Annotated in this window: 22 protein-coding genes, 3 tRNA genes and 1 pseudogene; 15 read left to right on the top strand and 11 right to left on the bottom strand. The window is 65.3% G+C overall.

Going from position 1 to position 23,007, the window contains the following annotated elements; all coding sequences use genetic code 11:
* Window positions 1-4 precede the first annotated feature (4 nt).
* The 3 genes from recD to recC are packed head-to-tail and all read right to left on the bottom strand — an operon-like array spanning window position 5 to window position 8,324.
* The gene (recD, locus tag AC5Y3Z_RS14410) at window positions 5-1,750 is read right to left on the bottom strand and encodes an exodeoxyribonuclease V subunit alpha (RefSeq protein WP_473139359.1); all 1,746 of its coding nucleotides are present in this window, start codon (window positions 1,748-1,750) and stop codon (window positions 5-7) included.
* Window positions 1,747-5,052: an exodeoxyribonuclease V subunit beta gene (gene recB, locus AC5Y3Z_RS14405; protein ID WP_473139501.1), complete on the bottom strand. Its 3,306-nt coding sequence runs from the start codon at window positions 5,050-5,052 to the stop codon at window positions 1,747-1,749. Before recB ends, recD begins: the two co-directional genes overlap by 4 nt.
* Window positions 5,052-8,324 carry an exodeoxyribonuclease V subunit gamma gene (recC, locus tag AC5Y3Z_RS14400; protein ID WP_473139358.1) on the bottom strand — a complete coding sequence of 1,091 codons (3,273 nt, stop codon included), beginning with the start codon at window positions 8,322-8,324 and terminating at the stop codon, window positions 5,052-5,054. The genes recB and recC overlap by 1 nt, the downstream gene beginning before the upstream one ends.
* A 109-nt stretch (window positions 8,325-8,433) precedes the next feature.
* On the opposite strand from recC, the gene AC5Y3Z_RS14395 reads away from it, so the two are divergent.
* The 4 genes from AC5Y3Z_RS14395 to AC5Y3Z_RS14380 all read left to right on the top strand — a co-directional run bounded on the left by AC5Y3Z_RS14395 (window position 8,434) and on the right by AC5Y3Z_RS14380 (window position 10,843).
* Complete coding sequence (locus tag AC5Y3Z_RS14395; protein WP_473139357.1) at window positions 8,434-8,949, top strand: nitroreductase family protein; 516 nt, start codon at window positions 8,434-8,436, stop codon at window positions 8,947-8,949.
* A 79-nt stretch (window positions 8,950-9,028) separates the two neighbouring features.
* On the top strand, window positions 9,029-9,295 hold the full coding sequence (locus AC5Y3Z_RS14390) for a hypothetical protein (protein ID WP_463825982.1): 267 nt from the start codon (window positions 9,029-9,031) through the stop codon (window positions 9,293-9,295).
* Window positions 9,296-9,336: 41 nt separating this feature from the next.
* The gene (cynS, locus tag AC5Y3Z_RS14385; protein ID WP_473139356.1) at window positions 9,337-9,792 is read left to right on the top strand and encodes a cyanase; all 456 of its coding nucleotides are present in this window, start codon (window positions 9,337-9,339) and stop codon (window positions 9,790-9,792) included.
* Between the two features lies 1 nt (window position 9,793).
* A complete protein-coding gene (locus AC5Y3Z_RS14380) occupies window positions 9,794-10,843 on the top strand; it encodes a patatin-like phospholipase family protein (RefSeq protein WP_473139355.1) in 1,050 nt (349 codons plus the stop codon).
* 8 nt (window positions 10,844-10,851) lie between these two features.
* Here AC5Y3Z_RS14380 and AC5Y3Z_RS14375 read toward each other — a convergent pair whose 3' ends face one another.
* The 3 genes and pseudogenes from AC5Y3Z_RS14375 to AC5Y3Z_RS14365 all read right to left on the bottom strand — a co-directional run bounded on the left by AC5Y3Z_RS14375 (window position 10,852) and on the right by AC5Y3Z_RS14365 (window position 13,250).
* On the bottom strand, window positions 10,852-11,547 hold the full coding sequence (locus AC5Y3Z_RS14375) for a crotonase/enoyl-CoA hydratase family protein (RefSeq protein ID WP_473139500.1): 696 nt from the start codon (window positions 11,545-11,547) through the stop codon (window positions 10,852-10,854).
* Between the two features lie 36 nt (window positions 11,548-11,583).
* A pseudogene (locus tag AC5Y3Z_RS14370) lies at window positions 11,584-12,416 on the bottom strand (DUF8453 domain-containing protein); the annotation flags it as partial.
* Window positions 12,417-12,533: 117 nt separating this feature from the next.
* Window positions 12,534-13,250, bottom strand: coding sequence for an MBL fold metallo-hydrolase (locus AC5Y3Z_RS14365; protein WP_463825754.1), 717 nt, complete (start codon window positions 13,248-13,250; stop codon window positions 12,534-12,536).
* Between the two features lie 174 nt (window positions 13,251-13,424).
* Here AC5Y3Z_RS14365 and AC5Y3Z_RS14360 point away from each other — a divergent pair.
* The 11 genes from AC5Y3Z_RS14360 (at window position 13,425) to rplA (ending at window position 18,034) form a co-directional block, all read left to right on the top strand.
* Window positions 13,425-13,497 (top strand) — tRNA-Thr (locus AC5Y3Z_RS14360).
* 37 nt (window positions 13,498-13,534) lie between these two features.
* A tRNA-Met gene (locus AC5Y3Z_RS14355) sits at window positions 13,535-13,608 on the top strand.
* 45 nt (window positions 13,609-13,653) lie between these two features.
* Window positions 13,654-13,821, top strand: coding sequence for a 50S ribosomal protein L33 (gene rpmG, locus AC5Y3Z_RS14350; protein WP_036352522.1), 168 nt, complete (start codon window positions 13,654-13,656; stop codon window positions 13,819-13,821).
* Between the two features lie 54 nt (window positions 13,822-13,875).
* A complete protein-coding gene (gene hadA, locus AC5Y3Z_RS14345; protein ID WP_463825755.1) occupies window positions 13,876-14,355 on the top strand; it encodes a (3R)-hydroxyacyl-ACP dehydratase subunit HadA in 480 nt (159 codons plus the stop codon).
* Entirely contained in the window at window positions 14,342-14,770 is a 429-nt protein-coding gene (gene hadB, locus AC5Y3Z_RS14340; protein ID WP_463825756.1) for a (3R)-hydroxyacyl-ACP dehydratase subunit HadB, read from the top strand. Before hadA ends, hadB begins: the two co-directional genes overlap by 14 nt.
* Window positions 14,771-14,773: 3 nt before the next feature.
* Window positions 14,774-15,274, top strand: coding sequence for a (3R)-hydroxyacyl-ACP dehydratase subunit HadC (hadC, locus tag AC5Y3Z_RS14335; protein WP_473139354.1), 501 nt, complete (start codon window positions 14,774-14,776; stop codon window positions 15,272-15,274).
* A 117-nt stretch (window positions 15,275-15,391) separates the two neighbouring features.
* Window positions 15,392-15,464 (top strand) — tRNA-Trp (locus AC5Y3Z_RS14330).
* 125 nt (window positions 15,465-15,589) lie between these two features.
* Window positions 15,590-16,042: a preprotein translocase subunit SecE gene (gene secE / locus AC5Y3Z_RS14325; RefSeq protein ID WP_463825758.1), complete on the top strand. Its 453-nt coding sequence runs from the start codon at window positions 15,590-15,592 to the stop codon at window positions 16,040-16,042.
* Window positions 16,043-16,067: 25 nt separating this feature from the next.
* The gene (gene nusG, locus AC5Y3Z_RS14320; RefSeq protein WP_463825759.1) at window positions 16,068-16,778 is read left to right on the top strand and encodes a transcription termination/antitermination protein NusG; all 711 of its coding nucleotides are present in this window, start codon (window positions 16,068-16,070) and stop codon (window positions 16,776-16,778) included.
* 40 nt (window positions 16,779-16,818) lie between these two features.
* Window positions 16,819-17,250: a 50S ribosomal protein L11 gene (gene rplK / locus AC5Y3Z_RS14315; RefSeq protein WP_463825760.1), complete on the top strand. Its 432-nt coding sequence runs from the start codon at window positions 16,819-16,821 to the stop codon at window positions 17,248-17,250.
* Window positions 17,251-17,323: 73 nt separating this feature from the next.
* The gene (gene rplA, locus AC5Y3Z_RS14310) at window positions 17,324-18,034 is read left to right on the top strand and encodes a 50S ribosomal protein L1 (RefSeq protein WP_473139353.1); all 711 of its coding nucleotides are present in this window, start codon (window positions 17,324-17,326) and stop codon (window positions 18,032-18,034) included.
* An 85-nt stretch (window positions 18,035-18,119) separates the two neighbouring features.
* On the opposite strand, the gene mmaA4 is transcribed toward rplA, so the two are convergent.
* The 5 genes from mmaA4 to AC5Y3Z_RS14285 all read right to left on the bottom strand — a co-directional run bounded on the left by mmaA4 (window position 18,120) and on the right by AC5Y3Z_RS14285 (window position 23,006).
* On the bottom strand, window positions 18,120-19,019 hold the full coding sequence (gene mmaA4 / locus AC5Y3Z_RS14305) for a hydroxymycolate synthase MmaA4 (protein ID WP_463825762.1): 900 nt from the start codon (window positions 19,017-19,019) through the stop codon (window positions 18,120-18,122).
* A 91-nt stretch (window positions 19,020-19,110) separates the two neighbouring features.
* Window positions 19,111-19,992: a cyclopropane mycolic acid synthase family methyltransferase gene (locus AC5Y3Z_RS14300; RefSeq protein WP_463825763.1), complete on the bottom strand. Its 882-nt coding sequence runs from the start codon at window positions 19,990-19,992 to the stop codon at window positions 19,111-19,113.
* A gap of 153 nt (window positions 19,993-20,145) precedes the next feature.
* Complete coding sequence (gene mmaA2, locus AC5Y3Z_RS14295; protein ID WP_473139352.1) at window positions 20,146-21,009, bottom strand: cyclopropane mycolic acid synthase MmaA2; 864 nt, start codon at window positions 21,007-21,009, stop codon at window positions 20,146-20,148.
* Window positions 21,010-21,155: 146 nt separating this feature from the next.
* Window positions 21,156-22,016, bottom strand: a complete 861-nt coding sequence (locus tag AC5Y3Z_RS14290) for a cyclopropane mycolic acid synthase family methyltransferase (RefSeq protein WP_463825765.1) — start codon at window positions 22,014-22,016, stop codon at window positions 21,156-21,158.
* A 72-nt stretch (window positions 22,017-22,088) separates the two neighbouring features.
* Window positions 22,089-23,006 carry an alpha/beta fold hydrolase gene (locus AC5Y3Z_RS14285; RefSeq protein ID WP_473139351.1) on the bottom strand — a complete coding sequence of 306 codons (918 nt, stop codon included), beginning with the start codon at window positions 23,004-23,006 and terminating at the stop codon, window positions 22,089-22,091.
* Window position 23,007: the final 1 nt, after the last annotated feature.

Here is a 23,007-nt window from a genome sequence, read left to right as displayed (position 1 = left end):
GCCGCTAAGTGGCCCGTAGCCGAAGCGCCAACCCACTGGCCCGCACTGCGCGCCGCTCGATGGCGGCACGAACCGTGGCCTCGCCGCCGACTACCCGCACCTTCTTCTTGGCGCGCGTGACCGCGGTGTAGAACAGCTCCCGGGTGAGCAGCCGCGAATCCTCCTGCGGCATCAGCACAGTCACCTCGTCGGCCTGGCTACCCTGGCTCTTGTGAATGGTCATGGCATGCAGAGTCTCGACGTCCGACAGCCTGCTGCTTGCGAAGTCGAGCAAACCGCCGGCGCCGGCGATGACGGCCCGTAGCTGGCCCTCGCTGTTCAGCACCGTCACCCCGATGTCGCCGTTGTACACGCCGAGCCCATAGTCATTGGCGGTGACGAGCACCGGCCGGCCGGGATACCACGACGACCAGATCGACTCGCCCGTCGCCTCGGCCAGCCACCGTTCGACCTGACGGTTCCAGTGCGCGATCCCGAACGGCCCGCGCCGGTGCGCGCACAACAACCGATGTTCGTCAAGCGTGGCCAGCGCGGCTCGTGCATCGCCGAGCACGGCAGCCTGGCGCAACCGAACCGCGTGTGGCACCAGCACATTTCGCAGCCGCTCAGGAGCGTCGTCGGTGGCCAGCCACTCGATGTGATCCCCGCCCGCCCGGAGCACGTCGATGGCGAGGTCGGCGTCACCCGACCGGATCGCCGACGCCAGCTCGCCGATCGATTCACCGAACCGGTGCGAGGTCTGCAACGCCGCCAGGGCGTGGTCGCGCGGGCCGAGCCCGTCGACCAGGTCGGCCAGTACCGCACCGGCTTCCACCGAAGCCAGCTGATCCGGGTCACCCACCAGCAGCAGCCGCGCCTGCGGGCGCACCGACTCCAGCAGGCGCGCCATCATCGTCAGCGACACCATCGAGGTCTCGTCGACGACGATCACATCGTGGGGCAACCGGTTGCCGCGGTGATGCCGGAAACGCGACGATGTATCCGGACGGCTACCCAACAGGCGGTGCAAGGTGGTTGCCCGCAGGCCCGAGACGCGTTGCCGGTCAGCAGCATCCAACTTGTCGATCTCCAGTTGCACCGCCTCGTTGAGCCGGGCGGCCGCCTTGCCCGTCGGTGCCGACAGAGCGATGCGCAGCCGCGGCCTGCCGTCCCGCTCCGCCTGTTCGGCGAACAGCGCCAGCAACCGGGCCACCGTGGTCGTCTTTCCCGTCCCCGGTCCTCCGGTGAGGACCGTGAGGCGCTGCCCGAGGGCAATGCGTGCGGCCGCCCGCTGTTCTTCGTAGCCGGACGGGAACAACCGCTCAATGCCGGGCGGATGTTGCGAACTGCGAGCGGCCAGCAGGGCAGTGAAGTCCTGGGCGACCTGCTGTTCCTCGCGCCAGTATCTGTCCAGATACAACAGACGGTCGTCGTAAACCCGTAGCGCCGTCGGACTTTGGGTCAGCGGGCTGGCCAGCACGGCCGCGATCATGTCGACTGCACTGGGCCAAGGCAGGTCGGGGACGCCCACCTGGGCTTCGACCGACGTCAGGTCGACACACACCGAGCCACCGCGCAGCGCCCGGACCGCCAACGCGATCGCCAGCGCGACGGACGGATTGGTTTCCCCCGACATCGTCGTGAGCCGTTGCGCCACATGGACATCCGCGGATTCGATGACGCCGGCGTAGTTGAAGGAGCGCAGCAGGCCGGTCGCGCTGACAGCCTGCCGACGGTCGGTGGGGTCGAGAATTTCCGACGGATTCGTCATGCCATCTCCCGGCGCGCGTCGAGCAGATCGGACAACGCCGTCACCAGCGCGACCGGCGGCGCCCAGCTGAACACCCCAGCCGGATGGCCGTCCATCACCGGCGTGGCGGGGCCACACATCCCGCGCACAAACAGATACAGCACGCCACCGAGATGCCGCTGCGGATCGTATCGCGGTTGCCGCCAGCGCAGAAACCGGTGCAGCACAACGCTGTACAGCAATGCCTGCAGCGGGTAATCGGAATGCAGCATTGCCGCGGCCATGCGCGTCGGCGTGTAGTCCGCGGCGGTCAGCGGTCGGTCTGGATCGCCCAACCAATTGGTTTTATAGTCGACGATCAGGTAGCGATGCCCCCCGCCGGCGGGGATGCGCAGCACGGCATCGATCGAACCACTCAGATATCCGCGCAGTGACTGCCCGCCCAGCGCTTCACCGCTGAGCCTGTCGGCATAGGAGGCCAGCGGATCGTCGGCAGGAAGATGCGACCGCAGCAGCAGTCCGACATCGGAGAGCCGGATATCAGTCGCGGTGCCGCGACCATCGCCACCGGCCAGCGGGAACTCGAAGTCCAACTCTCGCAACCGATCCGGCAGACCAATCTGCCGCAGCGTCAAACCGTCGGCCAGCGGACCCAGCGCAGTGTCATGCATCGGGACCAGGGCCGCAGCCAATTCACCGGTGGGCACCTCCACCGGCCACCACACCGAGTGCGTCTGGATCTGTGCCTCGAGCTCACCGGCGAGGTCGACCGCCAACGGATCGGTGGTTTCCAAGACCGCGTGCACCAGCGTGCCGAACCTGGCACCGGTGGGCAGCGCACCCATGGGTGAGGGCACCTCCGATGCGGGTGCCGCAGCAACGAGGGGGATGTCACCGGCTTCGTCATCGAGCTCGGTGGTCTCCGGTTCACTGCTCACACCCGTGGCTGCCGTCTTCTCGGTGACCCGGATGAGCCCCGAGTAAGAGGTACGCCGCCACGCGGTGTCGATCGGGCGATGAAAGTGCCGGATCCCAAGATCCGACGGCGGCGCCGGTTCGGACATCGTTGGGACCGAGGCGATCACGGATTCCTCCACGACCGGCCCGCCCGCGGTCTCCCATTCCTGCAGGCGGGCCCAGGCATCCTCGTCGCTGATCTTCGCGGGCGTGCAACGGTCCGGAACCACCGTTTCTCCGGGCCGCCGCCCGCGCAACAGCCGCGACAGACCACCGTTGGGTTCGTCGAACGCCGGCGACCACCAGGCCACCACCTGCGATTGGGCTCGGGTCATCGCGACGTAGGTCAACCGGCTGTCGTCGTTGGCAGCTTCCTTGCTGCCCAGCTGTTCGACGACGGGAAAATCCGGGCTGTCCCTGCCACCGACATGCAGACAGCGCACACCCTGGTCGTGGAACAACACCAGGTCGCGTTCTCGGATATTGCGATTGAACGCGAACGGCAGATACACCACCGGGTACTGCAGACCCTTGCTCACCCACACCGTCATGATCTGGACGGCGGCGGCATCGCTGTCGATCCGGCGTTTGCGTTCGCTGGCACCACCCCGCTCGTCACGCTGGTCGCGCAGCCAGTCCCGCAGTGCGGGCAGCGAATAGCGCTCGCGGTGGGCAATCTCCTGCAACAGTTGGGTCACGTGCGCCAGGTCGGTCATGTGCCGCTCACCACCATGCCACGACAGCACGCGGTCGCTCATGCCGTTGCGCTGCGCGGCCTCGAAGATCGCGGCGACGCCGCGCTCCCGGGCGTGGTCCGTCCACTCCCGCAGGGTGTCGGCCACCCGGTCGGTCAGCGCATCACCACCGGCAGCGAGATCGGCTGCCGTGTGACCGAAGAACATCGTCGCAGCGGCAGCGCGGACCACGGCGGGCCGGTGCGGCTGATCGAACGCCTCCAACAGGGACAACCAGTCGTCGGCGGCCGCCGAGCTGAACACGTCCGAGTCACCGGTGTACACCGCCTGGATGCCTGCCTCGGTCAGTGCGCGGTGACAGGCGCGGGCGTCCTTGTGCGTCTCGACAATCACCGCGACGTCGCGGGCCGCGATCGGCCGACCGTCATAGGTCGCCCCGCTCGCCAACAGCGCGCCGATGTCAGCGGCCAAATCGCGGCCGATGTGTTCCCGCAGGACGTCGATCGGCAGGTTCTGAACACCGCTGCGGCCCAGCGTGTTCCGTTGTACGACCCGAAGCCGGAACGGATCGTTCCTGGGGGCCCCGGCCAGACGGTGGCCCTGGTGATACGCCTGCACCTCGTGGACCACGATGGCGGGGTCACCGAGTTCGGCACCACCCAACACGGCCTGCAGGCGATCGACGAGCGCCCGGTCGCTGCGCCAGTTGGTGGCCAGCGTCCGTCTGTCGCCCGCCGTCCGTGCCGCACGAAGATAGGTGACGATGTCACCGCCACGGAAGGCGTAGATCGCCTGTTTCGGGTCGCCGATCAGGATCAGCGTGGACCGCCCGCTGAATGCACGTTCGAGTACCTGCCACTGCACCGGATCGGTGTCCTGGAACTCGTCAACCATGACGATGGGCCAGCGTTGGTGCATGCGGGCGCGGGCCGGCGACTCCTCGGCGTCCAGCGCCTCGGCCAACCGGCTGAGCAGGTCGTCGTAGCCGAGTATGCCGCGCCGCCGTTTGCGCTTCTCCAATTCGGCCAGCACATCTTTCGCGAAATCCACCCGCGATGCGGCCGGAGTGCCCGGCTGCGGGTCGAGCGGGCGAAGCTGCGTGCACGGGTTGTTGACCACGTTGCGCGCAATGCGCAGTGCGTCGGAATAGGTCAGTGCGGGAGCATTGCGCACCCGGCCGAAATGCGCCAGGTAGAGATCGTCGACTATCTCGGTGACCAGTTCGTCGAGGTCTTCGACCAGCGTGACACCCGCATCGGTATCGCCGGCTACCCCGAGCGATTTCAGTACCAGCTGGCAGAACTGATGGATGGTGGCGATGGTCGCTGCATCGAAGCCGGCCAGCGCGTCGCGCAGCCGTTGCTGGCGCTCGCGGCGCTCCTCCTCGCTGCCCTGCACCAGGTGTTGCACCAGTTCGTTGTCGCCGGCCGCCGGATCGTCGAAGGCGCGCAGCGCATCAACGATCTGGCAGCGAACGCGCTCGCGAAGTTCCAGGCTGGCCGCCCGGCCGAACGTGACAAGCAACATCTCATCGAGGGTGGCCCGGCCCTCGGCCAGATAGCGGGTGACCAAGCCGGCCAGCGCGAACGTCTTGCCGGTGCCGGCGCTGGCTTCCAGCACGGTGGTGGATCGCTCAGCGGGCAGCGGGCCCAAGAGATCGAATGCCTGCATCACCCCGGCGGCCTTTCCGCGCGCAGCATGGGCAGCCACACGCGAGCGGCGAAGGCGCCCAGGCGGTTGTCCTCGGCACCGCATTCCTCACCGGGCCGCAGCGGTTGCATCAGCCGGGTCAGCGGCGCGTTCCTGCCCCAGGCTTGCACCTGAGCCGGCTCATCCACCTCGTACTTCCACCGGTACCGGGCCGCTGTCACCGGGTCTTCGCGACTGAGACGGGCCGCCGCCCACGCGTAGGAAGTCTTGACCGGCAACGGAATAGGCTCCCGGCGCCCGGCATCGTAGATCGCGACCAGCTCCCGTAGCACCTCGACGGGCGCCACCTCCTGCGGGCGCCCCAAGCCCTCCTCCCGCGGGGTCGTCCCGCGCTTCGGCCGGCCGATGCACACCGCCGACCAGTCCCGGTCCGGTGCGTGAGCGAGCAGGGCCAACAACAGGATCCACGACTCGATCAGGTGCTTGCCACCGATTTTGGAATACCTCACCGGCACCAGCCGATCGCCGAACACCTGCGGCACCGTGCCGGTCAGGCGCCGGGAGCCGAGGTCGACGTCGATGTCGTAGGCCCTCGCGTCGCCGCGACGATAGCCGCGTGCTGCATCGGCCAGCAATGCCGCCTGGCCGCGGATCTCGGTCACCTTGCGCCAGCCGAGCTGCCCGGGCGGCAGGGTGCCGCGACGCCACTCCGCATTGCGCGCCTCGTCCGGTTCCATGCCGCCCAGGATGTCGTTCAGCATCCGGTCGCCGACCGTCCATGCCTCGAGATCGTCGATATCGACCGGCATCGCGTCCTGGACGCCGTCGACGTCCCACGGCAGCGTGTACACGAGCGCGCGGAAAAATCCTTTGACCGGATCTTTGAAGAAGTCGACCAGATCGGCCAGGACGACGTCAGCGGGTGGGGGTTGGGGCAGCGGTCCGTCGATGAACTTCGGTTGCGGGCCCCGTATTCCGGCGGCCGACCGGGCCGCCCGCAGCACGGTCGGATCGAAGCTGAACGGCACCCCGGCCACCAGTCGGCCCGGTTGCACATTGCGGACATCGAAGGGCTGCAGAGGATGTTCGACCACTATCCGAGAGCGGACCTGCGCGCTGGTCGTCATATCCAGGGTGTCGAGCAGTTCTGCCAGCGGCACCGCGGGCGGTCGGCGTTGACCCGAGTGTTCGTTGGCGCCGGTGTAGGTGATGACCAGATGGCTGGTCGCCGCGCCGATGGCATCGAGCAGCAGTTGACGGTCCTCGGAACGGATGTCGCGTTCGCCGGTCAACGGGCGGCGAGCCAGGACGTCGTCGCCGTCTACGACACCGAGTCGGGGGAACACGCCGTCATCCAGACCGACCAGGCAGATCACCCGGTGGGGGACCGAACGCATCGGCACCATGGTGCACACGGTCAGGGTGCCGGTCCGGAAGTTGGCGCGGGTGGGACGCCCGGCCAGGTGACGCTGCAGCAGTGCGCGGATGTCGGTGAGTTGCAGCGAGGTCTCCGACCGGTCGCCCGCGGTGCGAAGCACGTCGGCGAATTCGCTCTGCATCTGGTTGGTCTGCCAGGCGTCAGCATCCTCGGTGCGGGTCAGCAACGCTATGCCGCCGGACAGGGCGGCCAACCACTCCCGCAGTGGCCGGGTGCCGGTCAGCGAGTCGACCACGCGCTGCAACCGATCGATGAACTCGGCGAACTTGCCGACCAGTTCGGTGCGGTTGCTGCCGACATCGTCCAGCGGCAGCGTCGAATCGATCCAGGCGCGCGAAGCCTCGGACATCGCGACACCAGCCAGGATCCGGTCGACGCCGAACCGCCAAGTGTTGTGCACGAAGTCGACGCCGAACGGTCGGCGATGCTCCTGATCGAAACCCCACCGGATGTTGGACTGCCGCACCCAGCCGGTGATGTCCTCCAGATCGTCGTCGCCGAACCCGAACCGGGCGCGCACCGGAGCGGCCTGGGCGAGATTGAGGACCTCGCTGGCGGTGGCCCGGCCCCCGGCCAACGACAGCAATTCCGATGCGACGCCGAGCAGCGGATTCGTCTGCAGCAGAGAGCGGTCGGCGAGACGCACCCGCAGGCGGTGCGCGGGATGCAGATTGTCGACCACGTCACCGAGGCCGAAATCGGCCACGATCAACGGCGCGTAGGTCTCGATGTCAGGACACATCACCAGGATGTCGCGCGGCTCCAGCGTCGGGTCCTCAGCGAGCAGCCCGAGCAGCACCTCGCGCAACACGTCGATCTGGCGGGCCGGGCCGTGGCAGCTGTGCACCTGAACCGAGCGGTCGTCGTCGGCCAGCGTGCGACCTGCCGGCCGGACAGCATTGGCGGCCAGATCGGCCTGTAGCCAACCGAGCAGCGTGGCCGGCCGGTCGGGACCGCTCAGCGCCTCGTCGGTGGCGGGGTGGTCAGGCAGCCCGCGTTGCAGCTCGCGCTGATCCCGACCCAAGGTCGCCAGCAACGGGTGGCCGACCGTGCGGTGGCTGGTGTCCGCGCGCCGCGGTATCGCACCGTGCCGGCCGGCGAGGGACCGCCACAGCTCATCGCTGGGGTGTGGCAGCCACAGGTGCAGCTCGTGATGGGTGGCGACCGCCTCCAACAGTTCGATGTCGGTGCACGCCAGCCGGGTGTGCCCGAACAGAGACAACCGGGCTGGTAGACCGGCGGGACCGCCGTGCAGGCGAGCAAGCGTTGTGGCGTGCCGGACGTGCGGCGGATCGGCGGGAATGATCGCCACCAGGGCCCGCCACAGTTCGGGCTGCCAGGACAGATCATTCTCGAGGTCACCCACATCGCCGTCCAGCCAGTCGACGAGCAGACCGGGACGTTGCCGGGCGTAGGACGCGAAAAGCCCGGCCAGCCGGCGGGCGACCGCGTACCGGCGCCCCCGGCGCAACTCGGCCTCGTCGCCAACGTCGAAGTGACCCAGATGCTTTGCCAGAGTGCGACACCACGGCTGGTCCAGCGAGCAGTCGATCACCTGCAGGAGCGGCCAGGTCATGGCCTCCGGCGACCACGGGTCGTCGTCGGTGGTGCCGGTGAGTTCAGCGATCAGTGAAGCCGGGCTGCGGAAAGCGACCCCGGCGCACACGCCGTCGCCGCGATCCGGCCCCGCGCCCAACCGGTGGGACAGACGCTGACTCAACCAGCGTTCGACGCCGCGGGCCGGTACCAACACCAGGTCCTGGGCGAACGGGTCCGGCGGCGGCACAGTCAGCAGGGTGCCGAGACCGTCAGCAAGCAGATCGGTCCGTTCAGCCCGGTGAAGATGAAGCGCCATCGCGGGCCACCATAGACCGCCGCTGCGACACTGCCTGGTCGCGACCCGCTGCGCGCGGCTTCGCCGCGCTTGCGATCGCTGGGGGCGGCTCGCGTGGCAGCATGAGGTCATGGAGACCTGGGACGCCATCTGCGCGCGGCGAAATGTTCGTCAGTACACGAACGAGTCGTTGTCCGACACCGACCTGGACCGCATCGCCGAGGCCGGGTGGCGGGCGCCGTCGGCTAAGAACCGGCAGCCGTGGGACTTCGTCATCGTCACCGAACGCGCTGTGCTGCAAGAACTTTCGACCGTGTGGATGGGTGCCGGTCACATCGCATCGGCCGCGGCCGCCATCGTGCTCGTGGTGCCGGTTCCGCCGGACGAGCGCAGAAAAGTCATCGACCAGTACGACGTGGGCCAGGCGACCATGGCGATGATGCTCGCGGCTACCGACCTGGGTATCGGCACCGGGCATTCATCGGTGGGGGACCAGGACAAAGCGCGGGCGATCCTGGGCGTTCCGGACGATCACCTCGTGGCGTTCATGCTCGGCATCGGATACCCCGCCGACCGGCCGCTGCGGCCCATCCGCAAACCGGACCGACGGCCGTTCGACGAGGTTGTCCATCGTGGCCGCTGGTGAGGCGACGGACCCGCAGCCGCGGACTCGGTCGCGCAGCACGACCGTCTGGAACGTCATCGGTTATCTGCTCTACGCCGCGATGGTGGCCGCCGGCCTGGTAGCCGTCTGGATCTCACTGTTCTTCGCTATGGCCACCGACGGCTGCCACGATTCTGCCTGCGACGCCAGCTACCACGTGTACCCGGCGATGCTGACCATGTGGATCGGAGTTCCCGTCGCACTACTGCTCACGCTGGTGGTCATGCTGGTGCAGTCGATCCGGGGCAAGATCGTGGTGGTCTGGCCGCTGCTCGGATTGCTGGCGCTGGGCGGCGTTTACCTGATGTCGCTGAAAATTTTGCACTGACCGGTCCCACGACCGGACATCGATACGGGCATGCTGGGGCCATGGACCGAAACGAGATCACCGAGCAGATCGTGATTGCCCGCCTGGCCAAAGGGGTGAGCTGGCAGCAGCTGGCCGACGCCATCGACAGACCGCTGCTGTGGACCACGTCGGCGCTGCTCGGTCAGCACCCCGTCCCGGCCGAACTGGGCAAAATCCTGGTCGAGTTGCTGGGACTGGACGCGTCGGCCATACCGGTGCTGGCGGCACCCCCGATGCGCGGCGGACTGCCCACCGCCGTGCCGACCGATCCCACCATCTACCGCTTCTACGAAGCGCTTCAGGTCTACGGCGGCGCGCTGAAAGAGATCATTCACGAGCAGTTCGGCGACGGCATCATGAGCGCGATCAACTTCAGTGTCGACCTGCAGAAGAAGCCGCACCCGTCAGGTGACCGGGTGGTGGTGACGTTCGATGGGAAATTCCTTCCCTACCAATGGACTTCGGCCCACGACTGACATGGCCAACGAGAAGGTGGCCGAGCAGCGGCCCAAGGCGGCGCGTCGCAAGCCCGTCGACCTGGTGTTGTCCGGTGGCGGCGTCAAAGGCGTCGGACTGGTCGGGGCCGTGGTCGCCCTGATGGACGCCGGATACGCGGTCAAACGGGTCTCCGGCGTCTCCGCCGGTTCGCTGGTCGGATCGATCCTGGCCGCTTCGTCCGTCGGCGACACACTGACCACCGACCAGCTCAAGGAGATCGCACTCACTCTGCCGTATCAGAAATTCCGCGACAGCGGGCCGGTCGGGCATCTGCCGGTGGTCGGTCAGGCCTGGGGATTGCTACGCGAAAGTGGTTTGTATCGCGGCGATTTCGCGCATCAGTGGATCCGCAGCGAGCTGAAGAACCTGGGTGTGACGACGTTCGGCGACCTCGCCTTGACCGACCGGCAGATCAGTGCCGAGCGCCGCTACCGACTGGTCGTGACCGTCACCGACATCACCACCGGGCAGTTGGTGCGGCTGCCCTGGGACTACGAACGGCTGTACGGACTGGATCCCGACGAGCAACTGGTCGCCGACGCGGTGCGTGCGTCGATGTCGATTCCGTTCTACTTCCGCCCGGTCACGCTGACGAGCGCTGCCGGAGTCACCTCGACCCTGGTGGACGGCGGTGTGCTGTCGAACTTTCCGATCGACTCTTTCGACCGGCTCGACTGCAAGGCCCCGCGCTGGCCCACCTTCGGCGTCACGGTGGTGCCCAATCTGCCCGAAGGCAACGACCAGATGATTCCGGGCGTGAGCGCGTTGCGTCTACTGGGACCACCGTCGGTGTTGCTCGAGCAGTTGATCACCACCATGTTCGTCGGTCATGACCAGACCTATCTGAACCAGCCCTGGGTCAGCGCCCGCGCGATCCGCGTCGACTCGACCGCGGTCAACTTCCTGGACTTAGGCATCTCACGCCAGGACGCTGAAGCGTTGTACGACAAGGGATATCAGGCGTCCGAGACGTTCCTGTCCACGTGGAACTGGGTGGAATACCTCGAAAAATTCCGGCAGTACCAGTAACGGGCGACCTACAGGCCGAATTCCTTCTCGATCCCGTCGATGCCGGCCCGGATCGCCTTGAGCGCGTCGGCCCGCGCGCGCAACTTGGTCGCGGCGTGCGCCGACTGGTGCAAGTGGGCGAACTCGTGCGCGGCTTCCTCGGCACGCGCGACCACCATGTCCGGCAACGCGATCTCGTCGATGAACCCGGCGGCCAGGGCCGTCTCCCCGAAGAACGTCTTGGCCAGGCCGGTGGCCTGCTGGTAAGCCGACCGGGTCAACCGAAGCTGCAGGACCTCCAGGGCCGCCCAGGGGATCACCATGCCGATAGCGACCTCATTGGCCTGAATGTTGTACGCGTGCGCGGCGATGCGGTGGTCACCGGAGCACAGCAGAAATGCGCCCATCGCGATCGCCGGACCGGTGCACGCCATCACCACCGGCTTGGGATAGGACAACAGCCGATACGACAATTCGAAGCCGCCGCGCAGCATGTCGATCGCTGGCTGCGCCTCGCCGGAGGTCAGCACCTTCAGGTCGAAACCGCCGCTGAACACCCGCTCGTTGCCGGTGATCACCAGGGCTTTGACGTTGTCGCTGTCGGCCTGGTCGATCGCGTCGTTGAGCGCCTGCTGCATGGTGGGACCCAGCGCGTTGACCTTGCCGTCGTCCATCCGGATGACCCCGATGCTCTCATCATGGGTGTAGACGACCGGACCGCTCATGGGTGACTCCTTCGCTGGGGCAACGGAGTCGATTGTTACACGCGTTGACTGCGGTGCTTGCCCAGCTCGTTCTCTGCGTCACCCCAGCGCAGGCTGACGTCTGTCGGCTCATCGAGCTGCCGGGTCCGCCACCTGTCCTGGGTCTCCTGCACGGCGCGGTTGATCCGATCGATCTCCCCGCGGAACACCTCGGGCCGCGTTTCCTTGCTCGCGTAGTGGAAGTACGTCAGCAAGGTGCGCAGCAGCTCGAGCTTCTGCTTCTCCCGCTTCGCCAAGTCGTGTGTGGTCATCAATTCGATGCGCTGCACCGGCGGCAGGGCGTCCCAGTCCAGCACCACCCTGGTCTGCAGCGCGCGACGCGGGCGCTGCCAGAACTTCCAGCCACGTGGCTGCTCCGGCCGGTCGTAGTAGACCACCGTTCCTTCGAAGCGGGATTCGACACCATGGCCGATCTCGGCGCGGTCGAGCGCTGAATCCCACACCATCCGCCACTCCTGGCCGGGAGCCAGGGTAGGCAGTTCGCGCGGCAGTTGGAGCTCCACCACGTCGGCGTAGCCGTCGGAGGCATTCTCGTATTCCGCGACGGTGGGCGGGTTGGGGAAGTTGAACCGGATGTCGTACGCGGCGGTGCGCCCGAAGTTGCGCACCACCAACTCGATGACATGCCAGTCCGCGACATGCGGCTCCATCAGCATGGCGACATAGGGCCGGGTCTTTTCGGCGGCCAGCGCGCGATTGCGCTGCAGTTGCCGGTGGGTGAAGATCAGCGCGACGACGCCGAGCGCCAGGGCCGCCCAGGCAGCCCACGCCAACCAGGTACTGGACTCCACGTTCTCGAACCCGTGCCAGCTTCCTTGGACCCAACCCATGGAACCCGCCCTTCGCTCACCGGATGTAGCTGTGATGATCGTAGAGGGGCTTGCTGTGTATTGCTGCCAGACGTATCGACCGAGCGCAGAAGATTGTCCGTGTTCGCCGCCCGGCGCTCAGCCGCCCATCAACATGCGCCATTGATCCAGGTTGGCGGGCCGGTACACGTAGTTGGTGCGCTTGACCGTCGACAGCGATGCGCTGGGGTCGGCCGCGTACCAGTGCCCGGGAAACACCGTCGGGTCACCGGGCAGGCCGGCGAGTTGCTGCAGGCTGCGATACATCTCGTCGGAATCGCCGCCGGGGAAGTCGGTGCGACCGCACCCGTCCAGGAACAACGTGTCGCCGGCGACCAGCCGTCCGTCGAGCAGGAAGCACTGGCTGCCCGGGGTGTGTCCGGGCGTGTGCAACAGTTCGATGTCGATGTCGCCGACGCTGATCTTGTCGCGGTGCTCGTGCGTGGTCAGATCGCTCATCGGGATTCCGGTGATCCGCGAGACCCACACCGCCTCGTGGGTGTTGACGTGCACCGGCACGCTCACCCGCTCCAGTAACTCCGCCAGCCCTTTGAGTTCGAACCCCATCATGGAGCCGCCGACGTGGTCCGGGTGGTGATGCGTCACCAGGACACCGGACAGCTGCAGGCCGTCCGCTTCCAGCGCGTCGACCAGGTCGCCGGCGGCATACGCCGGGTCCACCACCACGCAGTCGCCCGTCTGGCGGTCGCCGATCAGGTAGGCGAAATTTCGCATCTGAGCCGCGATGGGGTCGCCGGCGGCAAAGTCGCGACCGGAGAGTAACTGGCGAAAATAAAGACGGTCCGAATCTGGCACGTCACCAGAGTATGGGGAGCGGGCAAGCGCGCTGAGTGCGGTGGCGGTCGCACCCGGCCGGGGGTCGCGGCCGGCGCTGTCGCAGCCCGGCGGTTTGGAGACGCTGTGGGCCAGGTTGTACCCTCTTTTAGGCCCTTGAGAGCGCACCGCACGACTGGTCGCTACGGGTGAACGGCCCCCTTAGCTCAGTCGGTAGAGCGTTTCCATGGTAAGGAAAAGGTCAACGGTTCGATTCCGTTAGGGGGCTCGGCGGACGCCGAGCAAGGCGGACGGCACGTACCAGAGGCGATGTAGCTCAGTCGGTTAGAGCGAACGACTCATAATCGTTAGGTCGCCGGTTCGAGTCCGGCCATCGCTACAAGACAACATTGGCACTTCGAGAGAGACCTGAGAGAACAAAGTCATGGCTTCCAGTACCGACGTCCGGCCCAAGATCACTTTGGCGTGCGAAGTGTGCAAGCACCGTAACTACATCACCAAGAAGAACCGCCGTAACGATCCGGACCGGTTGGAGCTGAAGAAGTTCTGCCCGAATTGCGGCAAGCATCAGGGGCACCGCGAGACGCGTTGACGCGTGCGGGGAATTTTCACACTGATCCGGAAGATTTAGGTAGGTTCAAGAGCCGTGCCCTTGAGCGCAGACATCGTCGGGATGCACTATCGCTACCCCGACCATTACGTGGTCGAGCGGGAGAAGATTCGCGAATACGCCAGCGCCGTCCAAAACGACGACCCGGTGTTTTTCGGTGAAGACGCGGCGGCCGAGTTGGGTTACTCCGGCCTGGCGGCTCCGCTGACGTTCATCTGTGTGTTTGGATACAAGGCGCAATCGGCATTCTTTGACCACGCCAACATCGCGATTTCGGACGAGAAGATCGTCCAGATCGACCAGATCCTGAAATTCCAGAAGCCGATTGTGGCGGGCGACACGCTGTACTGCGACGTGTACGTAGATTCGGTGCGTGAGTCGCACGGCACTCAGATCATCGTGACCAAGAACATCATCACCAACGACGCCGGCGAGACAGTGCAAGAGACCTACACAACCCTGGCCGGCCGCGCCGGTCAGGACGGAGAAGAGGGATTTTCTGATGGCTCTGCGTGAGTTCAGTTCGGTGCAGGTGGGTGACCAGCTCCCAGAGCGGATCTACCCGCTGACCCGCCAGGATCTGGTCAACTATGCCGGTGTCTCGGGTGACCTCAACCCGATTCACTGGGACGACGAGATCGCCAAGATGGTCGGGTTGGACACCGCGATCGCGCACGGCATGCTGACGATGGGCATCGGCGGCGGTTACGTCACGTCGTGGGTGGGAGATCCCGGCGCGGTTACCGAGTACAACGTGCGGTTCACCGCCATCGTCCCGGTTCCCAACGACGGCAAGGGCGCTGAGCTGGTGTTCAGCGGCCGGGTGAAGTCCGTCGACCCCGAGAGCAAGTCGGTGACCATCGCGCTGACGGCCACCACCGGTGGCAAGAAGATCTTCGGCCGGGCCATCGCCTCGGCGAAGCTGGCGTAGCGGATGGCCCTCAAGACCGACATTCGTGGGATGACGTTCCAGTACCCCGACTACTTCGAGGTGGGCCGCGAGCAGGTTCGGCAGTTCGCACGGTCGACGAAGTGCGACACCCGGGCCAATTTCGACGAGGACGCGGCCGCCGAGCTCGGCTACGACGCGATTCTGGCCCCGCTGACCTTCGTATCGATCCTGGCGAAACTGATCCAGGACGATTTCTTCCGCAACGTCGACGTGGGTTTTGAGACGATGCAGATCGTGCAGGTCGACCAGAGATTCGTCTACCACAAGCAGATCAAGGTCGGCGACAAGCTGTACGGCAGCCTGCGCGTCGAATCCGTCAACGAACGTTTCGGTGCCGACATCGTCGTCACGAAGAACTTCTGCCACAACCAGGACGGCGACCTGGTGCTGGAGGCGTTTACGACCCTGATGGGGCACGAGGGGGACAACTCCATCCAGCTCAAGTGGGACAAGGAAACCGGGCAGGTCGTCCGGACCGCGTAATTAGTATCTGGGACCTGCGTCGATGTACACTCGGACCTCGGGTTTTCCCATCACAAGCGCGCTGTCCGTCGGTTCGCAGTACCGCACGGGGAGCGCGCGAGTTGTGTAAGCCCGTAAAGGGGCGTAGCTCAACTGGCAGAGCAGCGGTCTCCAAAACCGCAGGTTGCAGGTTCAAGTCCTGTCGCCCCTGCTGAGGCCGGCCCGGCTGGAGCGAGGAGCCGGACCGCAGGTGTGCCGTGCCATGGTGGACACTGGAACAGTGACCCGTCGAACAGGTACGGCGCGCGGAATAGTTGACGAACGAAGGAGCACGCGGTGAGCGACGAAGGCGACGTTGCCGACGACGCCGCAGGCGACGGTGGTGCCGTGGTGACCAAGGCCGCGGCGCGGCCACAGCGGCCCACGGGCAAGCGGTCCCGGGTGCGCCCGGTGGAGGCCGACGACGACGACTCGACCAAAGTGGAGCTGTCCAAAGAGCCGGCCAAGAAAGACGTGGCCAAGAAAGACTCGTCGAAGACAGCCAAGGGCAAGTCGGCTCAGCAGACCAAGGCCAAGAAGCCGAAGACCGCCACATCGGTCAACCCGTTCGTGTTCGTCTACAACTACATCAAGCAGGTTGTGGCCGAGATGCGAAAGGTCATCTGGCCCAATCGCAAGCAGATGATCACCTACACCTCGGTGGTGTTGATCTTCCTGGCCTTCATGGTTGCGCTGGTAGGCGGTACCGACCTGGGTCTGAGCAAGCTCGTGCTGCTGGTGTTCGGCTGAGAAGTAATAGAGAGGACTCAATACCGTGACTACCTTCGACGGTGACACGTCCGCGGGTGAAGCGGTCGACGTGCAAGAGGCCCCGGAAGTTGTAGAGACTCCTGCGGAAGACGTCGATCCGGCTGCCGCGCTCAAGAAAGAGCTGCGCGCCAAGCCCGGCGACTGGTACGTGATCCACTCGTACGCGGGCTACGAGAACAAGGTGAAAGCCAATCTCGAGACCCGGGTGCAGAACCTCGATGTCGGCGACTACATCTTCCAGGTGGAAGTGCCCACCGAAGAGGTCACCGAGATCAAGAATGGCCAGCGCAAGCAGGTCAACCGCAAAGTGTTGCCCGGCTACATCCTGGTGCGCATGGATCTGACCGACGACTCGTGGGCAGCGGTGCGCAACACCCCGGGCGTGACCGGGTTCGTCGGCGCGACGTCGCGTCCGTCGGCGCTCGCGCTGGACGACGTGGTGAAGTTCCTGTTGCCGCCGGGGTCGGCCAAAAAGGCCGCCAAGGGCGCGGCGAGCACCGCCGCGGCGACAGAGACCGGTGGGCTGGAACGTCCCGTTGTCGAGGTCGACTACGAAGTCGGCGAATCGGTGACAGTGATGGACGGCCCGTTCGCCACGCTGCCGGCCACCATCAACGAGGTCAACGCCGAACAGCAGAAGCTCAAGGTGCTGGTCTCCATCTTCGGCCGGGAAACGCCGGTGGAACTGACCTTCAGCCAGGTCTCCAAGATCTAGCCCGCTGGGCAGACAATTCAGGAAGGAACGAAGACAACTCATGGCCCCGAAGAAGAAGAAAGTCGTCGGGCTGATCAAGCTGCAGATCACGGCGGGTCAGGCGAATCCCGCACCCCCGGTCGGCCCCGCGCTCGGTCAGCACGGCGTCAACATCATGGAGTTCTGCAAGGCGTACAACGCCGCGACCGAGAATCAACGCGGCAACGTGATCCCGGTGGAGATCACGGTCTACGAAGACCGCAGTTTCACCTTCGCGTTGAAGACGCCGCCCGCCGCCAAGCTGCTGCTCAAGGCCGCCGGCGTGCAGAAAGGCTCGGCCGAACCGCACAAGACCAAGGTCGCCAAGGTCACCTGGGACCAGGTGCGCGAGATCGCCGAGACCAAGAAGACCGACCTCAACGCCAACGACGTCGACGCCGCGGCCAAGATCATCGCCGGCACCGCCCGGTCGATGGGTATCACGGTCGAGTAGGTACACATCAGGACGCGTGGGAGGGCCAGCTTCGGCCCGATCAACCACGAACCCAACACAGATTGGATTGACAATGAGCAAGACCAGCAAGGCATACCGCGCGGCCGCTGAAAAGGTGGACCGCAACACTCTGTACACCCCGCTGCAGGCGGCCAAGCTCGCCAAGGAGACGTCCTCGACCAAGCAGGACGCGACCGTCGAGGTGGCGATCCGGCTCGGCGTCGACCCGCGGAAGGCCGACCAGATGGTCCGCGGCACGGTCAACCTGCCGCACGGCACCGGCAAGACGGCGCGCGTCGCGGTGTTCGCGGTCGGGGAGAAGGCCGACGCGGCGGTGGCGGCGGGAGCGGACATCGTCGGCAGCGACGACCTGATCGAGAAGATCCAGGGCGGCTTCCTGGACTTCGACGCGGCGATCGCGACGCCCGACCAGATGGCGAAGGTCGGCCGCATCGCCCGGGTCCTCGGACCCCGTGGGCTGATGCCGAACCCCAAGACCGGCACTGTGACCCCCGATGTCGCCAAGGCCGTCGCCGACATCAAGGGCGGCAAGATCAACTTCCGGGTGGACAAGCAGGCCAACCTGCACTTCGTCATCGGCAAGGCGTCGTTCGACGAGAAGAAGCTGGCGGAGAACTACGGGGCCGCGCTGGACGAGGTGCTGCGGCACAAGCCGTCGTCGTCCAAGGGGCGCTACCTGAAGAAGGTCACGTTGTCGACGACGACCGGACCCGGTATCCCGGTGGACCCGTCGATCACGCGCAACTTCGCCGCGGAGGCGTAGCTCCTCCTCGCGACTGTGCATCCTGCGACGCCGCACCGGCGTGTCTCGTCGCGAGATGCACAGTCGGCGCGGGGCCGACGGCCCTCTAGGCGACCGCGCCCGGCTTCAGGTAGGTCACCAGGCTGACGTCGAGCATCTCGTCGTCGAAGTAGTGCTCACAGCCCCGCAGATACTTCATGTACCGCTCGTAGACCTCCACCGAGGTCACCTCGATGGCCTTCTCGCGGTTGGACTCCAACGTGTCGCCCCAGATGTGCAGCGTCTTGATGTAGTGCGGCCGCAGCGAAACAGGCTCGGGGACAATGAAACCGGCCTTTTCGCCGTGCTCGACCATCATCCCGGTGGACGGCAGCCGGCCGCCTGGGAAGATCTCGGTGACGATGAACTTGATGAAGCGCACCGTGTCGAAGGTGATCCGCTTCCCGCGGGCAGCCATGTCGTACGGGTGGTAGCTGACGCTGCTCTGGACGACCAGCCGGCCATCCTCGGGCATGATGTCGAAGCAACGCTTGAAGAAATCGTCGTAGTTCTCGTGACCGAAGTGCTCGAAGGCTTCGATGGACACGATCCGGTCGACGGGCTCGTTGAAGTCCTCCCAACCCTGCAGGAGCACCCGCCGGGAACGGTCGGTATCGAGTGCCTCCAGCACCTGCTGGGAACGGGCGTGCTGATTCTTGGACAACGTCAGCCCGACGACGTTGACGTCGTACTTCTCGACGGCACGCTTCATCGTGGTGCCCCAGCCGCAGCCGATGTCCAGCAGCGTCATGCCGGGCTTCAGGTCCAGCTGGTCGAGGTTCAGATCGATCTTGGCGATCTGGGCTTCCTCGAGCGAGATGTCCGGCGGCTCGAAGTAGGCGCAACTGTAGGTGCGGGTCGGGTCCTGGAACAGGCCGAAGAAGTCGTCGGAGACGTCGTAGTGCGCCTGGATGTCCTGGAAGTTGCGTTCGCGCGTCTTCGTCGGGCTAAGCGGGTTCTCGGCCATTCTGGTCTTTCTTCTCCTGGATCATCGGTAGCCGCACATGCGGGGCCTCGGGCTGAAATGCCAACCGTGCGAGCCCGTCGTGGTACGAAGTCTACTTCGCCAGGGTGAAGTGGTTGCAGTCGATATAGCCAATGCGAAATGCCTTGGCGCAGCCGGTCAGATATCTCATGTACCGGTCGTAGACCTCTTCGGACTGGATCTCGATGGCCTCGTCCCGGCGGGCCTGCAGGGCCTCACCCCAGAAGTCCAGGGTCCGGGCGAAGTCCAGCTGCAGCGACTGGATCTGAGCGACGTTGAAGCCGACCTTGGTCGCGTGCTCCTCGACCTTCTCGATCGTCGGCAGCCGGCCGCCCGGGAAGATGTCGGTGGTGATGAACTTCATGAACTTCGCCCACTCCATCGTCAACGGCATGCCACGCGCGATGATGTCCCGGGGATGCAGTCCGGTGATCACGTGGAGCAGCATGACGCCGTCGGTGGGCAGGGCCTGGTAGACGAACTTGAAGAAGTCGTCGTAGCGGTGAAAACCAAAGTGTTCCACCGCCTCGATTGTGACGATCCGGTCCACTGACTCGTCGAAGTCGGCCCAGTCGCTGAGCAGGACCCGGTGTGTGCGATTGGTGTCGACCTGGTCGAGCAGCTGCTGGCAGTAGTTGTGCTGATTCTTGGAGAGCGTGAGACCGACGACGTTGACGTCGTATTTCTCCAGCGCTCGCTTGAGCACCGGACCCCAGCCGCAACCGACGTCCAGCAGCGTCATACCCGGCTCGAGGCCCAGCTTGTCCAGCGCCAGGTCGATCTTGGCGAGCTGGGCTTCCTGCAGGTCCATGTCCTCGCGCTCGAAGTACGCACAGCTGTAGGTGCGTGTCGGATCCACGAAGAGTGCGAAAAACTCGTCGGACAAGTCGTAATGCGCCTGAACGTCGTCAGAATTGGACCGCAGACTTCCGGCGCGGGTGTACGTATCCGCCATATGTCCTCCCGTAGGACATGCCCACCCCCCCACGAGGTGGCCATCCACCGGACCCTACACGGGCGGGGGCACATCCTATGTATCTGACGTCGCCGCGAGGGCCTTTTCATCGAAATCGGGGGCGGCCAGGCATCGCTCTGGCCGCCCGCGTCACTACTTTTCCAGCGTGAACTGGTTGACGTCGATATAGCCGACCCGGAACGAGTCGGCGCAACCGGTCAGGTATTTCATGTACCGGTCGTAGACCTCTTCGGACTGGATCTCGATCGCTTCGTCCCGGCGCGACTGCAGCGCCGCGGCCCACAGGTCCAGGGTCTTTGCGTAGTGCTGTTGCAGCGACTGGCGGCGGGTCAGCGTGAAACCCGCGCGCGAGGAGTGGTCTTCGACCTTCTCGATCGACGGCAACCGTCCGCCCGGGAAGATCTCGGTCATGATGAATTTGCTGAACCGGGCCATCTCGAACGTCAGCGGCATGCCACGCTCAATCATCTGCGGTCCGGTCAGTGCGGTGATCGAGTGCAGCAGCAGCACGCCGTCGTCGGGGAGCAGTTTGTGGGCCAGCGCGAAGAAGTCGTCGTAGCGGTCGTGGCCGAAATGCTCGAATGCACCGATCGACACAATGCGGTCGACGGGTTCGTCGAACTGTTCCCAGCCCGCCAGCAGCACCCGCTGCTCGCGGGTGGTGTCCATCGCGTCGAAGGACTGCTGCACGTGCGCCGCCTGGTTCTTGGACAGCGTCAGGCCCACGACATTGACGTCGTAGTTTTCGATCGCACGGCGCATGGTGGCGCCCCAGCCGCAACCGACGTCCAGCAGGGTCATTCCGGGCCGCAGGCCCAGCTTGCCCAGTGCCAGGTCGATCTTGGCGATCTGAGCCTGTTCCAGCGTCATGTCGTCGCGCTCGAAGTAGGCGCAGCTGTAGGTCTGGGTTGGATCGAGGAACAGCCGGAAAAAATCGTCGGACAAGTCGTAATGCGCCTGCACGTCATCGAAGTGCGGCTTCAGCTGTTGAGCCATGTTTTGGTGTGCCTTTCCGGACCACATCGGGTCCCCGGTTGCATGCGAAATTGAATGTGCAACCCCCGAACATGCGAAATGCATGCTATCCGATGCAGCGCTGCATCGCTAAATTGTGACGCGTCCGACCAGCGCGAACGGCGGCGCTATTTGACCAGGGTGTATTGAGCTACATTCGACAGGCCTTTGCGGAACAGGCCCGCGCAGCCGGTGAGATAACGCATGAAGCGGTCGTAGACCTCTTGCGACTGGATAGCGATCGCCTGCTCGCGATTGGCTTCCAAATTCGCGGCCCACATATCAAGCGTTCGCGCGTAATGCGGCTGCAGGTATTGAATCTCGTCGACCGCGAATCCACTGTTCTTGGCATTGTCGATGATGTCGACTTCGCCGCACATTCCGCCGCCGGGGAAGATTTCCGTCGCCAGGAAGCGGAAGAACCGCAGATCGCTCATGGTCACGGTGATGCCGTGATCACGCCAGTACGTCTGCTCGTGGGTGAAGATGCTGTGCAGCAGCATGCGGCCGTCGTCGGGCATGATCTCGTAAGAGCGATCGAAAAACGCCGGCCAGCGCTCCTTCTTGAACGCGTCGAAGGCTTCGAAGCTGACGATTCGATCGACTTTCTCGTGGAACTCTTCCCACCCCTGCAGGCGTGCCTCGGCGCGTCGCTCAGTCGGGATCGCGGCCAGCCTTTTCTGGCTCAGCGCGGCGTGGTGCCGGCTCAAGGTGATGCCGATGACGTTGACGTCGTACTTCTCGACCGCACGGACCACCGCACCGCCCCAACCGCAACCGACGTCCAGCAGCGTCATCCCGGGTTCGAGGTTGAGCTTGTCCAATGCCAAGTCCAACTTGGCGAGTTGCGCCTCCTCGAGCGTCATGTCGTCACGCTCGAAGTACGCGCACGTGTAGACCATGTTGGGGTCGAGGAAAAGCCGGAAGAAGTCGTCGGAGATGTCGTAGGTCGCTTGGGACTCTTCGTAATACGGCTTTAGTTCGGCCATGTCAGACAACCTCCTGTTCCAACGGTAACAACCTCGCACGCGACACAAGACACGGAGAAGGAATTCATCGAACTAACCCTTGACCGTGTCGGCGGCGGCGAAATTGCTCGTGAGTTCACCGATCACTCGATCCCACAACTGCTTCGGCAAATCATGTCCCATCCCGTCGACTAACACCAATCGGGCACCGTTGATCGCCCGCGTGATGGCCCGGCCGCCCGCCGGGCGCATCAACTTGTCGGCCCGGCCATGGATCACCACGGTCGGCGCAGTGATGCGCCGGTCATAGTGCAGCAGGCTGCCGCTGCCCAGGATGGCGCTGAACTGCTGAGCGAGACCCCAGGGGTGGTAATTGCGGTCGTAGCTTTCTGCGGCATCGGCGCGGGCTTCGTCGTCGGGCGTCGGATACTTGGGACTGCCGATGATCTTGCCGACTCGAACCGTGTTGTCGATGATGACCTCGCGCGGAGACTTCGGGTCCGGTCCTTTCAGCAGTGCCAACAGCTGCCGCGGCCCCGGCGGCGGCAGCGCCCGCTGGTTGTTGCTGGAGAAGATGATGCCCAACGTCTTGGTGCGCTGCGCGTACCGCGCCGCGAACACCTGAGCGATCATCCCGCCCATCGAGGCGCCGACGATGTGCGCCTGCTCGATGTCCAGATGGTCCAACAAGGCGGCGGCGTCGTCGGCCATGTCTTCCAGCCGGTAGGCCGCCTGGCTGGGCAGACCGAGAAACGACCGGACCAGCCGCACCGGCAGGGGCTGCTGGGCGGATTGCCGTTCCGACTTGGTGGACAGGCCGACGTCGCGGTTGTCGAAGCGGATGACGCGCAGGCCCTGGTTGACCAGGCGTTCGCAGAATCCGGTCCGCCACAACAACATTTGGGCGCCCAGGCCCATGATGAGCAGCACCGGGGGATGGTCCAGCTCGCCCATGTCCTCGTAGTAGAGCTTCACATCCCCGGAGACGGCGGTGCCGCTACGAACGTCCACG

The sequence above is a fragment of the Mycobacterium sp. NGS61 genome, from assembly GCF_059812325.1.
The sequence above is the reverse complement of the archived record's forward strand: the minus strand, read 5'-3'. Positions and strand labels throughout refer to the sequence as shown.

Bases quoted from the DNA above. Each gene is read 5' to 3' on its own strand.
- recD (WP_473139359.1), bottom strand. From the start codon at position 1,750: ATGACGAATCCGTCGGAAATTCTCGACCCCACCGACCGTCGGCAGGCT.
- recB (WP_473139501.1), bottom strand. From the start codon at position 5,052: ATGCAGGCATTCGATCTCTTGGGCCCGCTGCCCGCTGAGCGATCCACC.
- recC (WP_473139358.1), bottom strand. From the start codon at position 8,324: ATGGCGCTTCATCTTCACCGGGCTGAACGGACCGATCTGCTTGCTGAC.
- AC5Y3Z_RS14395 (WP_473139357.1), top strand. From the start codon at position 8,434: ATGGAGACCTGGGACGCCATCTGCGCGCGGCGAAATGTTCGTCAGTAC.
- AC5Y3Z_RS14390 (WP_463825982.1), top strand. From the start codon at position 9,029: ATGGTGGCCGCCGGCCTGGTAGCCGTCTGGATCTCACTGTTCTTCGCT.
- cynS (WP_473139356.1), top strand. From the start codon at position 9,337: ATGGACCGAAACGAGATCACCGAGCAGATCGTGATTGCCCGCCTGGCC.
- AC5Y3Z_RS14380 (WP_473139355.1), top strand. From the start codon at position 9,794: ATGGCCAACGAGAAGGTGGCCGAGCAGCGGCCCAAGGCGGCGCGTCGC.
- AC5Y3Z_RS14375 (WP_473139500.1), bottom strand. From the start codon at position 11,547: ATGAGCGGTCCGGTCGTCTACACCCATGATGAGAGCATCGGGGTCATC.
- rpmG (WP_036352522.1), top strand. From the start codon at position 13,654: ATGGCTTCCAGTACCGACGTCCGGCCCAAGATCACTTTGGCGTGCGAA.
- hadB (WP_463825756.1), top strand. From the start codon at position 14,342: ATGGCTCTGCGTGAGTTCAGTTCGGTGCAGGTGGGTGACCAGCTCCCA.
- hadC (WP_473139354.1), top strand. From the start codon at position 14,774: ATGGCCCTCAAGACCGACATTCGTGGGATGACGTTCCAGTACCCCGAC.
- rplK (WP_463825760.1), top strand. From the start codon at position 16,819: ATGGCCCCGAAGAAGAAGAAAGTCGTCGGGCTGATCAAGCTGCAGATC.
- rplA (WP_473139353.1), top strand. From the start codon at position 17,324: ATGAGCAAGACCAGCAAGGCATACCGCGCGGCCGCTGAAAAGGTGGAC.
- mmaA4 (WP_463825762.1), bottom strand. From the start codon at position 19,019: ATGGCCGAGAACCCGCTTAGCCCGACGAAGACGCGCGAACGCAACTTC.
- AC5Y3Z_RS14300 (WP_463825763.1), bottom strand. From the start codon at position 19,992: ATGGCGGATACGTACACCCGCGCCGGAAGTCTGCGGTCCAATTCTGAC.
- mmaA2 (WP_473139352.1), bottom strand. From the start codon at position 21,009: ATGGCTCAACAGCTGAAGCCGCACTTCGATGACGTGCAGGCGCATTAC.
- AC5Y3Z_RS14290 (WP_463825765.1), bottom strand. From the start codon at position 22,016: ATGGCCGAACTAAAGCCGTATTACGAAGAGTCCCAAGCGACCTACGAC.